This window comes from Thioalkalivibrio sp. ALE30, from assembly GCF_000377465.1.
Lineage (GTDB): Bacteria > Pseudomonadota > Gammaproteobacteria > Ectothiorhodospirales > Ectothiorhodospiraceae > Thioalkalivibrio.
This window is the reverse complement of sequence record NZ_KB898173.1, coordinates 103,251-116,832: the sequence shown is the minus strand read 5'-3', so window position 1 is coordinate 116,832 and position 13,582 is coordinate 103,251. Positions and strand designations below refer to the sequence as shown.

Genomic DNA, 13,582 nt, shown 5'->3' with positions numbered 1-13,582 from the left:
AACGCATGACCGGAACCGAGATCCTGATGAATGTGACGCCCCAGGAGAGCCGTGTGGCCCTGGTGGAAAACGGCGTCCTGACCGAGCTGCACCTGGAACGCACCCGTCGCCGCGGGATCGTGGGCAACATCTACAAGGGTCGGGTGGTGCGCGTGCTGCCGGGCATGGACGCAGCCTTTGTCGACATCGGCCTGGAGCGTACGGCCTTCCTGCACGCCTCCGACGTGGCGCCGGTGGAGCGCGAGGAGCTCAATGGCAATGCGCTGTCGGGCGGGGATGCCCCGGCAACCGCCGCGGGCAACGGGACCGCCAATGGCGGCGCGGCGCCGGCGCGCGAGGGCATCCGCGAACTGCTGCGCGAGGGGCAGGACGTCCTGGTCCAGGCGGTCAAGGACCCGCTGGGGTCCAAGGGCGCGCGTCTGACCACCTACATCACGCTGCCGTCGCGCAACCTGGTGCTGATGCCGAACCAGTCGAATGTCGGGGTGAGCACGCGCATCGAGGACGAGGGCGTGCGCGCGCGGCTGCGCGAGTCCATCGAGCAGCTGCGTGACGAGCTGGCCCCGCAGCACGGCTTCATCGTGCGCACCGCCGCGGAGCTGGCCGACTACGAGGCCCTGTACAACGATACCGCCTTCCTGAAGAAGGTCTGGGACAGCCTGCAGGAGCAGGCCGCCAGCGCGCCGCCGGGGACCGAGGTCTACGCCGACCTGCCGCTGGTCGAGCGCATCCTGCGCGACATGGTGGGAGTGGATATCGAGCGCATCCGTATCGACTCGCGCGAGACCTATCAGAAGGTCTGCAGCTTCGTCGAACGCTACCTGCCGGAACTGATCGGGCACATCGAGCATTACCCCGGCGAGCGCCCGATCTTCGACCTGTTCAACGTCGAGGAGGAGATCCACCGCGCCCTGGAGCGCAAGGTGGAGCTGAAGTCCGGTGGCTACCTGATCTTCGACCAGACCGAGGCGATGACCACGGTCGACATCAACACCGGCGGCTTTGTCGGCCATCGCAAGCTCGAGGAGACGATCTTCAAGACCAACCTGGAGGCGGCCCAGGCCATCGGGCGCCAGCTGCGCCTGCGCAATCTCGGCGGGATCATCATCATCGATTTCATCGACATGCAGGACGACGAGCACAAGCGCCAGGTGATCCGAGCGCTGGAAAAGGCGCTGGAACGGGATCACGTGAAGACGCAGATCTGCGACGTCTCGCCGCTGGGGCTGGTGGAGATGACCCGCAAGCGTACCCGCGAGAGCCTGGAGCACCAGATGTGCGAGCCCTGCCAGGTCTGTGGCGGGCGCGGCTACCTCAAATCGGCGGAGACCGTCTGCTACGAGTTGTTCCGCGAGATCCTGCGCGAGGTGCGCCAGTACGACGCGCGCGAGCTGCGGGTCCTGGCGTCGCAGAACGTGATCGACCTGCTGCTGGACGAGGAATCCGCCGCGCTGGCGGAGCTGCAGAGCTTTGTCGGCATCCCCATCCGCTTCCAGGTGGAGACGCTCTACACCCAGGAACAGTTCGACGTGGTCTTCGTCTGAGCTATACCTAGTCTAGATGCTCGCCCGGTGCGGGCGATTGTCGCCAGCGGGGAGGGAGAGACACCAAGGTGAAGCACGCGTGCGGACCCAGCATGGATCGGGGTCCCGGTCGGCCGGGCAGGCCGCGCTGTGATTGGACGGGTGAGAAATGAGCATCCGTTCACAAAGTGTACGGGTGGCCCTGGGGATCCTGCTGGCCCTGGTGCTGACACTGGTGATCGCCATCCTGGCATTGCGCCTGGCGTTGCCGCACTGGGACGGCCTGCACGCCTGGGTGGAGGCGACCGCCAGCGAGCAGCTTGAGCGCGAGGTCTCCGCCGCGGGCATCGAACTGGGCTGGGCCGGCTGGTCCCCGGCGCTGGTGGCGCGGGAGGTCCGGGTGGCGATGCCCGAGGGCGAGCCGGTTGCCATCGAGCGCCTCGGGATATCGCTGAGTGCCGGGGCCAGCCTGCGCAGCCGGCATCCGGCGCTGGCGGTGCGGGTCGAGGGGGTGGACCTGCGCCTGGTGCGCCATGCCGATGGCCGGTTTTCTCTCCACGGGCGCGAGATCGGCATGGGCGAGGGGCGGCTGCTCACCATCCCGGTGGCGCAGTGGCCCGATGTCGAGGCGGAGGCGATCCGGCTGATCTGGGAGGACCGCGGCGCGGGCCTGGAGTCCGCCGCGCGGCTGGACCGGGCGGCCCTGCGCACGGCGCACGACGGCTCGCTGCGGCTGTTTCTCGACGGGGCCCTGGACGCGCCGGACGCGGGTGGGCATTTCGTGCTCGGGTTGCAGGCGCCGGCGGCCGATCTGCGCGATGCGCGCTTCTTCCTGGAAGCGGATGCGGTGGACCTGACCGCCTGGCAGCCGTGGCTGGCCTACCTGGGCTGGCCCGCGCCCGAGGGCACCGCGACACTGCGCCTGTGGGGTGCGCTCGACGATGGCCGCATGGCCTGGCTGCGCGGGGATCACGAGACGACTCTTAGCCTGGCCGGGGAACCGGACGGTCCGGCCATCGGCCATCGATTCGACTGGCGGGTCCGGGACGGTCGGCACCGGTCGTCCTGGAGCGGGACGCGGCCGGGTTCCGGGGACCTGCGCCTGGCCTACCGCCTGGAGGGCGAGCCCCGCGAGCTGGTGGTGGATGCGGTGGAGCTGGCGGCCCGCGATGTCGACGTCGAGCCCTACGCACCCCTGCTCACGCTGCTGCGCCAGGCGGCGCCCGAGCTGGCTGAGCGTATCGCCGACCTCCATCCGCGCGGGACACTGGACCTGGCCCGGTTCGAGGCACGCCGCGAGTCGGACCGGCTGCAGCCGGTCTGGGCCGAGGCCGATGTGCGGGATCTCGGCTGGCGCGCCGCCGGGCATGGGCTCGGGGTGCAGGGGGCGGCGGGCTACCTGCAGTGGCGTCGCGGCGGCGTGGAGCTGCTTCTGGACAGCCGCGACCTGGAGATCGACCTGCCGCGGGTACTGGCCGAGCCGGTGGTGCTGGACACCGCCCGTGGCCGCCTGCGCGCCGAGCGTGACGACTCCGGGCGCTGGCATCTGGCGGGCGAGGGCCTGAATGCCGCGAATGCCGACGCCGCGGTGCGCGGGCGCATGCGGATGCGGCTGGACGGGCATGCGGCCGGCCCGCGGGTCGATATCGCCATGGACATCCTGCGCGCCAACGGCGACCGAACCGCGCGCTACCTGCCGCTGTATCACCTGCCGGAGAACACCTATCAGTGGCTGGTGGACAGCATCGTGACCGGGGTCTCCACGGGGGGCGGCATGGCCTACCGCGGACGCGGAGAGGACTTCCCGTTTGCCGACGGCGAGGGGGTGTTCGACCTGTGGGCGGATGTCGAGGCGGGCATCCTCGACTACCAGGAGGGCTGGCCCAGGGCCGAGGGCGTCGGCGGGCGGCTGCTGTTCCACAACGCGGGCTTCCGCGCCGAGGACGCGCGGGGCCGCATCCTCGACACCGAGGTGCATGCCACCCGGATCGGGATCGAGGATATGGAGAACGCGGTCCTCGAACTGGAGGGCACGGCCGACGGTGATGCCGCCGATCTGCTGACCTATCTGCGTCAGGCCGACCTGCTGGCGGAGGCGGCGGAGCTGCGCGATCAGGCACGTCTGGAGGGTCCGACCCGGCTGGGGCTCTCCCTGAGCCTGCCATTGCAGGAGGGGCGCATGGACCAGACGCGGGTCGCCGGCACGCTGGATCTCCAGGGCACGCGCGCCGAGGTCCCGGGCTGGCCCGCGGTGCTGGAGGCGGTGGAGGGTCAGGTCCGGTTCGATACCGCCGATCGCATCGCGGCGGAGGATGTGACCGCGCGTGTCCATGACGAGACCGTCACCCTGGGGGCGGACTGGCCCCTGGATGGCGAGACCGCACGGCTCACGGTGCGCGGGAGGCAACCCCTGGGGCCCTGGCTGGAGGATTTTCCGGAGCTGGCCCCCTATCTGGAGGGTTCGGCGCAGTGGGAGGCGCAACTGCGCCTTGGCCAGGCGGTGGATGGCGTGCGTCTGGATCTGAGCTCGGATCTGGTGGGTGTGGCGATCGACTGGCCGGAGCCGATCGGCAAGCCGGCGGAGGAGGCCCGTGCGCTGGAACTGACGCTGCCCTTGGGGCATGACGGCGCGGGCATTGGCCACCTGACACTGGGCTCGGTCCTGCGGGCCCACCTGCGTCTCTCCCCGACTGCCGCTCCCGAGGATCCGGCCGTGCGTGGCGCCGAGCCCCGCACGGCGGCGCGCGGGGTTGCCCTGCAGGCCCTGGCGCTGGAGATCGGCGCTCCCCGGGCTAGCGCCCTGGCCCTGCCGGGGGCGGGTGTGTCGGTGCGTGCCCGCCTGCCACGGCTGGAGGTGGACCCGTGGCTCGAGGCCCTGGGCGAGGCCCCCTGGGGCGGTGCGGTGGATCTGGGCGCGGCCGGCGACGGAGCCGAGGAGGCGGAGCAGGCCGTGGCGCTGACGCGCCTGGAACTGGATATCCGCGACCGTATCCGCTGGGGCGGGCGGGACCTGCCCGGGCTGCGCTTTCTGGGCCGGCGCGGGGACGCGGGTTGGGATCTGGAGGTGGCGTCCGACTGGCTGGCCGGCGAGGCCCGCTGGCGCCCGATGGCCGCTGGCGGGCGTGATCGCTGGGAGGCGCATCTGCGTCACCTGATTCTGGACGATCTCGAGTGGACCGGCGCTGGCGAAGAGGCCGAAGCGGAGGTGCAGCCCGTCACGGCCGGGAGTTTCGAGGATCCGCGGGCCTGGCCGGCGGTGGACCTGACGCTCGACAGCCTGGCGCTGGGCGATTACCGTTTCGCGGATATCGAACTGGGCCTGGAGCCGCAGTCCAGCGGTCTGGTGATCCGGGACCTGGAGGTCCGTGCCCCGGAAGGCGATCTCCACGCCGACGCCGTCGGCATCTGGCGGGTGTCCGGGGAGGGTCTGCCGGAGACACGCCTGGATGCGACCCTGTCCGGTGACGACTGGGGCGCGGCCCTGCGGTCGGCGGGGCTGTCGCGGGCCCTGGTCGGGGGCGCCGGCGACGGGTCGCTGTCGCTCGTCTGGCCGGGGCCGCTGTACGCCCCGAGCCTGGCGCAGCTGACAGGGTCCGTGGAGCTGTCGCTGTCCGACGGGCGCCTGGCGGATGTCGAGCCGGGGGCGGGTCGCCTGCTGGGGCTGGTCAGCCTGGACGTACTGCCGCGGCGGTTGCGGCTGGATTTCCGCGACGTGTTCACCGAGGGTTTGACCTTCAGCGAGCTGACCGCGGACGCCGTGCTGCGCGACGGGGACCTGCATGTGCCCGACCTGCGCCTGGAGGGACCCTCGGCCAAGGTGCGTCTGAGCGGCCGCACCGGGCTGGTGGCACGTGACTATGATCACGAGATCGTGGTCGTGCCGAGCCTGCGCACCGCGCTCCCGATCGTCGGGGCCCTGGTGGGCGGCCCCGTGACCGGGGTTGTGGTGCTTCTTGCGGAACGCGTGCTGGGGATCGGGGATCAGATAGAAGAGGCGGCCCGCGTCGAGTACGCGGTGACGGGCCCCTGGGACGACCCGCAGGTACGCGTGCTGGTGGAGCCGGCAGCGGAGACCGACGGGGCCGACAACGACTGATACCGGCGCGGGCAGTGGCGCCCCGACCGGTCTCGCAACGGACAAGCGGAGCAACATGACTCAGGTAGCGGCCATCCAGATGGCCTCCGGACCCCAGCCCCAGGCGAACCTCCTGGAGGCCAAGCGACTGCTGCAGGAGGCGGCCGACAAGGGCGCGCGCCTGGCGGTGTTGCCGGAGAACTTCGCCTTCATGGGCATGCAGGAGACCGATGTCCTCGGCATCGCCGAGGTCGCCGACGGGGCCGGTCCGCTGCAGGCCTTTCTCGCCGAGCAGGCCCGGCGCCTCGGGCTGTGGATTGTCGGCGGGACCATCCCGCTGCAGACCGCGGGTGGCGACCGGGTGCGGTCCGCCTGCCTGGTGTTCGACGATCAGGGGCAGCAGGTGGCGCGCTACGACAAGATCCACCTGTTCGACGTGCGCCTGCCGGACAGCAGCGAGGCCTATACCGAATCGAAGGTCTTCGAGCGCGGCGACCAGGTGGTGGTCGTGGATACGCCGGCCGGCCGCATGGGCCTGGCGATCTGCTACGACCTGCGCTTCCCCGAGCTGTTCCGGGCCCTGCTGGATCAGGGGGCGGAATGGGTCGCCCTGCCGGCGGCCTTCACGGCGCAGACGGGGCAGGCGCACTGGGACGTGCTGCTGCGGGCGCGCGCCATCGAGAACCAGTGCTACATGCTGTCGGCGGCTCAGGGCGGGTTCCATGTGAACGGCCGCGAAACCTATGGCCACAGCGCCCTGGTGGATCCGTGGGGCCGGATCGTCGGCCAGCTCCAGCGCAACCCGGGCGTGCTGCTGGCCGATCTGGACCGGGCCCAGGCCGCGCGCATCCGCAACAGCTTCCCGGCCGTGGAGCATCGCCGCCTGCCGTGCCCCGGGACCACCTGATCCGGCGACATAAACCCGCAACGCCGGCGCGCTTGAAAGCGCGGGCGGTGCCCCAAGCTCCATACTGAAACAAAAAGTGCTGCCCCGCCTGCGAGTGCGGCGGGGCAGTCGATCTCCGAACCCGAGAGGACTGCATGATCGACCGTCTTGCGCAACAGACCCTGCTCGACCCCGCCGGTCTCGGCGACAGCGAGCTGAGCACCCTTCTGGGTACCACCTTCGGTCACGGCATCGACGGGGGCGACTGCTACTTCCAGTTCGCCAGCCAGGAGGGGTGGTCGCTGGAGGATGGCATCGTGAAGTCCGCCAGCTTCAATATCGAGCGCGGGGTCGGCATCCGCGTGGTGCGTGGCGAGCAGACCGGGTTCGCCTATTCCGACGACATCGCGATGCCGGCCATGCTGGAGGCCGCGAAGACCGCGCGCAGCATCGCGAGCGCCGGTCAGAGCGGGCGCATCGCTGTGGCCTCGCGGTCGCCGTCGCGCCCGGCGCTGTACGCCCCCGACAACCCGCTGGATTCGCTGGACGAACAGACCAAGATCGACCTCCTGAAGGAGGTGGATGCCGTGGCCCGCGCCGAGGATTCGCGCGTCACCCAGGTGATGTGTTCCCTGGCCGGGGTGCACGAGGTCGTGCTGGTGCTCAACGCCCGCGGCGAGCTGACGACCGACGTGCGCCCGCTGGTGCGCCTGAACGTGCAGGTCATCGTCGAACAGGGAGGGCGTCGCGAATCCGGGACCTCGGGCGGCGGCGGACGCTTCGGCTACCAGTACTTCCGCGAGTCGGACCGGGCCGCCGGCTATGCCCGCGAGGCCGTGCGCCAGGCGCTGGTCAACCTGGAGGCCCGCGAGGCCCCGGCCGGGACCATGAAGGTGGTGCTCGGCCCCGGCTGGCCGGGCGTGCTGCTGCACGAGGCGATCGGCCACGGGCTGGAGGGCGACTTCAACCGCAAGGGCACCTCGGCGTTCTCCGGGCGCGTCGGCGAGCAGGTCGCGGCGAAGGGCATCACCATCGTCGATGACGGCACCCTGGAGGGGCGGCGCGGCTCGCTGAACGTCGACGACGAGGGCAACCCCACCCAGCAGACCGTGCTCATCGAAGACGGCGTACTGCGCGGCTACATGCAGGACGAGATGAACGCCCGCCTGATGGGCACGCGCTCCACCGGCAACGGCCGCCGCGAGTCCTATGCCCGGCTGCCGATGCCGCGCATGACCAATACCTACATGCTCGGCGGCGACGCCGACCCGGAGGAGATCCTGGCCTCGGTGGACGACGGCCTGTACGCAGTCAATTTCGGCGGCGGCCAGGTGGACATCACCTCCGGCAAGTTCGTGTTCTCCGCCTCCGAGGCCTATCGGGTGGAGAAGGGCAAGGTGACGTACCCGGTCAAGGGTGCGACCCTGATCGGGAATGGCCCGGATGTGCTGACGCGGGTATCGATGATCGGCAACGACATGAAGCTCGATTCCGGTATCGGGACCTGCGGCAAGGAGGGCCAGGGCGTGCCGGTTGGCGTGGGTCAGCCCACGCTGCGGATCGATGGCATGACCGTGGGCGGTACCCAGGCGGCGTGAGCGCTGCGGGACCGGAGAATCGGCGTCGAAACGGCGACAAGGAGGCAACAGATGAATCTCGATTTCCTCGAACAGGAACGTTCCCTGCCGGAAGGGCATGGCCACGACCAGATCGTGCAGTGGCATGTGTTCCGCGCGCGTGACAAGGCCGAGCAGTTTGCCCACCACGTCGAGCTGGGCGAGGGCCAGGACCTGGTCGGCGGCTGGACCCGGGACAGCGTTGGCATGCTGTACTGGGTCGGCGTGCATGTCGACGACCTTGAGCGCTGGGGCAACGCCGGCGCGGTCCACAAGCACGGCGCCCGGGTCGACTAGATCGCCCGGCACCGCATGCGGTTCCGGGCTGAATGGCCCGGGGCCGCTTCCCTGTTTCTGTATCCCTGACGGATATCCCCGACTCGTCCCTTTATAGCGGAACCCTGCATGAGTACATCTCCCGAACGCGTGAGCCCGGAATCCCTGTCCCAGGACGGCGAGGTCCAGGCCCTGTCCCATTCGCCGGAATCCCTCCAGGCACGGGTCCAGCGCACACTGGAGGCGGCGCGCGAGCGCGGGGCCTCGGACGCCCAGGCGGTGGTCAGCCACAGCGTCGGGCTGGAGCTGGGTGTGCGCAAGGGGGAGATCGAGAGCCTGGAGCACGAGCGCGACCAGAGCCTGTCGCTGATCGTCTACTTCGGCCAGTCCAAGGGGGCGGCCTCCACCACGGACTTCAGCGACCAGGCCCTGATCGACACCGTCGAGGCCGCCTGCCGCATCGCCCGCTACACCGAGCCGGATCCGTATGCCGGGATGCCGGACCCCGCGTTCAAGGCGAGCGACTGGGAGGACCTCGACCTTGACCACCCCTGGGGCTGCAGCGCCACTGAGGCGACCGAACTGGCCCGCGCGATCGAGGCCGCGGGCTTCGCGGCCGACGACCGGATCGAGAACTCCGAGGGCGCCAGCGTCAGTACGCGGCGCGCCATGGCCTTTCTCGGCGACAGCCAGGGCTTCATGGGGGGCTATCGCAGTACCCGGCACTCGCTGTCCTGCGCCCTGGTGGCGCGCGACGCGGCCGGCATGCAGCGCGACTATGCCTACACCGTGGCCCGCCACGCGGGCGACCTGACCGCCGCCGAGGCGATCGGGCGCGAGGCGGCCGAGCGCGCCGTGCGCCGGCTGGGCGGGCGCAAGCTCTCCACCCGCACCTGCCCGGTGCTGTTCGCGCCGGAGATGGCGCGCACCCTGATCGGCAGCTTCACCCGCGCGATCTCCGGGCCGGCCCAGTACCGCGAAAGTTCGTTCCTGTTGAATGCCGTGGGCGAGACCGTGTTCCCCGCCTGGATGCAGATCGAGGAACGCCCGCTGACCCCGCGCGCGCTGGGCAGCGCACCCTTCGACGGCGAGGGGGTGCGCACCCGCAACCGGCCGCTGATCGCCGATGGCGTCCTGCAGAGCTATACCCTGGACAGTTACGCTGCGCGTCGGCTGGGGCTGGAGACCACCGGCAACGCCGGTGGCGCGCGCAATGTGACCGTGGCCCCGGGGGACAAGGACTTTGACGCCCTGCTGTCCGAGATGGGTACCGGCTTCCTGGTGACCGAGCTGATCGGGCAGGGCGTGAACATGGTGACCGGCGACTACTCCCGCGGGGCTGCCGGGTTCTGGGTCGAGAACGGCGAGCTGCAGTACCCGGTGGAGGAGATCACCATCGCCGGCAACCTGAAGGACATGTTCCGGCGCATGGCGGCCGTGGGCACCGATGTCGACCGCCGCGGCAACATCCACACCGGCTCCATCCTGATCGAGTCGATGACCGTCGCCGGCGACTGAGCCGCCCTCGCGGCGCGCGCCCGGCAGTGGGCGTGCGCCGCGCATTCCCCGGTACCCTCCACGCTGCTACGCTCGTCGTGTGGCTGCATGGCCGTGACCGCCCGATCCCTCGAGGCGGCGGCCTAGGGAGACGCTGATTGAATCGCACGTCCGCGTTGGTGCCCCCCAGTTTTTCGAAACAAAGCGCTCCGAGACAAGGCGCGTCGTGCAGCGGGTAGTGGTTCTACCCGCCCGTTTCTGATGGATTGGGGCGCAACGCAGGATCGGGGAACAGGGGGCACCAACCCGACAAGTGATTGAAAGAGCGGGCTCGGCCGCCCGTTGTTGATCGAAAACGGGCGCGCGCACGGCGTTGCGGCTCCCTTGTGCAGAATGACTGCACGGCAGTCACCGCGCATTAAACGCACGCAAAAGTGACTCGAGCGCGGACGTGCGATTCAATCAGTGTCTCCCTAGCGCGGGCGAGGGACAGCCATGAACTTTTTCGAACAGCAGGACCAGGTGCAGCGCAGGACCCGCTGGTTGCTGGTTCTGTTCGCCCTGGCGGTGCTGGCGGTTGTCGGAGTGCTGGGCATTGCGGTCTGGCTCATGGGCGGCGGCGGTGCGGCGATTGCCTGGACCATGGGGATCACGGCGGGGCTGATCGTGCTCGCGAGCCTGTACCGGGCCTGGCAGCTGCGGGCCGGGGGTGGCGGCCTGATCGCGCAGGAGATGGGCGGCGTGCGCATCGCGGGCAACCCCGCCGACCCCCAGTGGCAGCGGCTGCGCAACGTGGTCGAGGAGATGGCGATTGCCTCCGGGATGCCGGTGCCCGAGGTCTACGTGCTGGAACAGGACCTGGGCATCAACGCCTTCGCGGCCGGGTTTGCCCCGAATGACGCGGTGATCGCGGTCACCCGCGGCGCCCTGGACAGCCTGGAGCGGGCCGAGCTGAAGGGGGTGGTCGCGCACGAGTTCGGACATATCCTCAATGGCGACATGCGCCTCAACATGCGCCTGATCGGCATCCTCTACGGCATCGAGGTCCTGGCGCTGCTGGGCCAGGGCGGGCTGGCGCGCCGGCGCCGCCGCCACAAGGGGGATGTCGCGGATACCGGGGTCGGGGTGCTCAGTGTCACGCTGATCGTGGTCGGCTATGCGGGGTTGGCGCTGGCGCGCTGGATCCGCGCGGGCATCTCGCGCCAGCGCGAATACCTGGCGGATGCCCACGCGGTGCAGTTTACCCGCGAGCCGGACGGCCTGGCCGGCGCCCAGAAGAAGGTGGCGGCGCGCTATGCCGGTCTCAACGGCAATACCGAGGAGATCACCCATATGCTGTTTGCCAGCGACGCGATCGGGCAGCTCTTCGAGACCCATCCGCCGCTGCTGGAGCGCGTACGCATCCTGCAGCCGCAATTCGATCCGGAGGAGCTCAAGGGCCTGCGCGAGCGGCTCAATGCCCGCGTGCGCGAACGGGCGCGCGAGCGCGCGGTGGATGGCATGCAGCGCGAGCGCGAGGGGCGTCTGCCCGGGGCGGAGGCCGTGGAGGACGCCCTGGGTGGCCATCCGGCCCTGACCCACATCCTGGGGGCGGGGATGCTGCTGGCCGCCATCCCGGGGCCGCTGGCCTGGGCCGCGCGCTCGGAGGCGCGGGCGATCGAGGTGGTGCTGTATCTGCTCCTGAACCCGGACCCGGAGGTACGCGAACGGCAGCTGGCGGTGATCGGCGAGGCGCTGGGTGGTGACCTCCAGGAGGCCGTGCGTCGCCTGCAGACAGCGGAACCCGAGCTGCGGGACGATCTGCGCCTGCCCTTGCTGGAGCTCGGATTCCCGGCCCTGCGGCGCCTGGACGCGGACGACAGGGCACGCCTGCGGTCCCTGGTCGATCGCCTGATCCATGCCGACGGGCGAGTGGCGGTCTTCGAATACGCGCTGGGGCGTCTTCTTGACCGGCAGCTCGGGGACATTCAGGACCCGGCCGCCGCGTCCCGGCCGCGCCACGCTGCCCTGGAGGACCACCAGGAGGGCGCGCATTTCCTGCTGGCGGTGCTTGCCCATCACGGTCACGCGGCGGATCCGGCCGCGGCGCGCGCGGCGCTGACGGCCGGCGTGGGTGTCCTGACCGGCGCCCTGCCGCTGACAGTCGAGCTTCCAGAGGCCCTGACCGGTCCCTCCGGGGCCCGCGCCTGGGCCAGTGTGCTGGACCGTGTGCTGGAGCAACTGGATGGCCTGCGCATGCGCGACAAGGACCAGCTGATCCAGGCCATGGTTACCACCGCGAGCCATGGCGGGCAGGTGGTGACCGCCGAGGTCGAACTGATGCGGGTGATGGCGGCCGCGCTGCATGTCCCGTTGCCGCTGGCCGTGGACGATTGGGCTGGATCCCAGCCGACCGGCGAGGGCGGCGTCTGAACGCGATGCCGGCAGAATCGCGGGTTTTGCGCTCGGTTGCCGCGGGGACGGTCTGGCCCGTGTGCGAACCGAAAAATAAATTCGCTGGCAAGTCACGGATCCCAAAGGGGTTTCGGGTCGGCGCCCGAGAAAACCCGAAAAAACACTATCAATGCACCGCGGTTTGGGCGGACAATGGCCGCGAGGTAACGGTAACAGGCTCCATGCAGCACCAGGCGACACCCCGCAAGGGGCGTTCAGATTCGCAGTTCCGGTCCCGGTTGGGGCCGCAGAGAATCACGATCAATCTTCACCGTCGTTCGGTTGCCCTCCAGTCTCTCCCCCCTCGAAATCCCAATCCAGTACGTACAAAACAGAGGTAACCGAAATGGCTACAGGTACAGTGAAGTGGTTCTCCGACGAAAAAGGCTTTGGCTTTATTACCCCGACCGATGGCTCCAAGGACGTGTTCGTCCATCACAGCGCCATCCAGGGTAGTGGCTTCAAGTCCCTGGCCGAAGGCCAGAGCGTCTCGTTCGACGTCGAGCAGGGCCAGAAGGGTCCGGCTGCCGCGAACGTCGAAGCGCAGTAAGACAACCCCGGCGCGCAAGCGCCAGGTTGTTGAAGAGCCCCGCCTTGTGCGGGGCTTTTTCGTGTGGGGCCGGGTGCGCGGGGGAGGGCTGATGCGGGCCGTGCCTGCACGGATCTGCCCCGAAACGGCCGCATTTTCGCGTGGTTCGGGACGCGGACCGTGCTACCGTTCGCGCATGAATGCTGTATTTCACCAGGCCCTTTTCCGGCCCCGCCGCGGATCGCTCGTCCGGGTGGGGCTGGTGGTCCTGTGCCTGCTGTTATTCGCGCAGCAGGCGGCGGCCCAGGGGCCCTACCGCGCGCCGGAGATGATCCCGGGCAGTCAGACCATCGAGGCCGCCGAGGCCTGGGCGCTGTTCCGCGCGGGGGTGCCGTTTGTCGACACCCGGTTGCGTGCGGACTACGAGGCGGGGCGGGTGCCCGAGGCGCGCAATCTGACCATCATGCGGGACCGGGACGACGAGCGGAATCGCTTTACCCGCGAGAACCTGCTGGACTTCATCGGCGATGTCGACGCGCCGGTGGTGATGTACTGCAACGAGCGGGACTGCTGGCGCACCGAGGCGGCGACCCGCCGCGCCCTGGAATGGGGCTTTACCAACCTCTACTACTTCCCCGGCGGCTTCCCGGAGTGGATTCGCTCGGGGTATCCGTTTGAATAATCGGGTGGTGTCCGCAGGCGCACCCACCGGCCGGCGAATCCGGCTCCAGACGATCCTGGCCGGGG

At 69.9% G+C, this 13,582-nt stretch carries 9 protein-coding genes; all 9 read left to right on the top strand.

All coding sequences use genetic code 11. The features are described 5' to 3' along the window. The first annotated feature begins 5 nt into the window (after positions 1–5). The 9 genes from rng to D107_RS0109630 all read left to right on the top strand — a co-directional run bounded on the left by rng (position 6) and on the right by D107_RS0109630 (position 13,517). Complete coding sequence (gene rng / locus D107_RS0109670; protein ID WP_018867478.1) at positions 6–1,544, top strand: ribonuclease G; 1,539 nt, start codon at positions 6–8, stop codon at positions 1,542–1,544. A 148-nt stretch (positions 1,545–1,692) separates the two neighbouring features. Further along, complete coding sequence (locus D107_RS0109665) at positions 1,693–5,619, top strand: YhdP family protein (RefSeq protein WP_038035300.1); 3,927 nt, start codon at positions 1,693–1,695, stop codon at positions 5,617–5,619. 55 nt (positions 5,620–5,674) lie between these two features. After that, the gene (locus D107_RS0109660) at positions 5,675–6,505 is read left to right on the top strand and encodes a carbon-nitrogen hydrolase family protein (protein WP_018867476.1); all 831 of its coding nucleotides are present in this window, start codon (positions 5,675–5,677) and stop codon (positions 6,503–6,505) included. A 134-nt stretch (positions 6,506–6,639) separates the two neighbouring features. After that, positions 6,640–8,082, top strand: coding sequence for a metalloprotease TldD (tldD, locus tag D107_RS0109655; RefSeq protein WP_018867475.1), 1,443 nt, complete (start codon positions 6,640–6,642; stop codon positions 8,080–8,082). Positions 8,083–8,133: 51 nt separating this feature from the next. Further along, entirely contained in the window at positions 8,134–8,397 is a 264-nt protein-coding gene (locus tag D107_RS0109650; RefSeq protein WP_018867474.1) for a hypothetical protein, read from the top strand. Between the two features lie 108 nt (positions 8,398–8,505). Beyond that, positions 8,506–9,894, top strand: a complete 1,389-nt coding sequence (gene pmbA, locus D107_RS0109645; RefSeq protein WP_026280786.1) for a metalloprotease PmbA — start codon at positions 8,506–8,508, stop codon at positions 9,892–9,894. 474 nt (positions 9,895–10,368) lie between these two features. Further along, on the top strand, positions 10,369–12,285 hold the full coding sequence (locus D107_RS0109640; protein ID WP_018881345.1) for a M48 family metalloprotease: 1,917 nt from the start codon (positions 10,369–10,371) through the stop codon (positions 12,283–12,285). 367 nt (positions 12,286–12,652) lie between these two features. Beyond that, entirely contained in the window at positions 12,653–12,856 is a 204-nt protein-coding gene (locus D107_RS0109635; protein WP_018140642.1) for a cold-shock protein, read from the top strand. A 232-nt stretch (positions 12,857–13,088) separates the two neighbouring features. Next, positions 13,089–13,517, top strand: coding sequence for a rhodanese-like domain-containing protein (locus tag D107_RS0109630; protein ID WP_018867471.1), 429 nt, complete (start codon positions 13,089–13,091; stop codon positions 13,515–13,517). Positions 13,518–13,582: the final 65 nt, after the last annotated feature.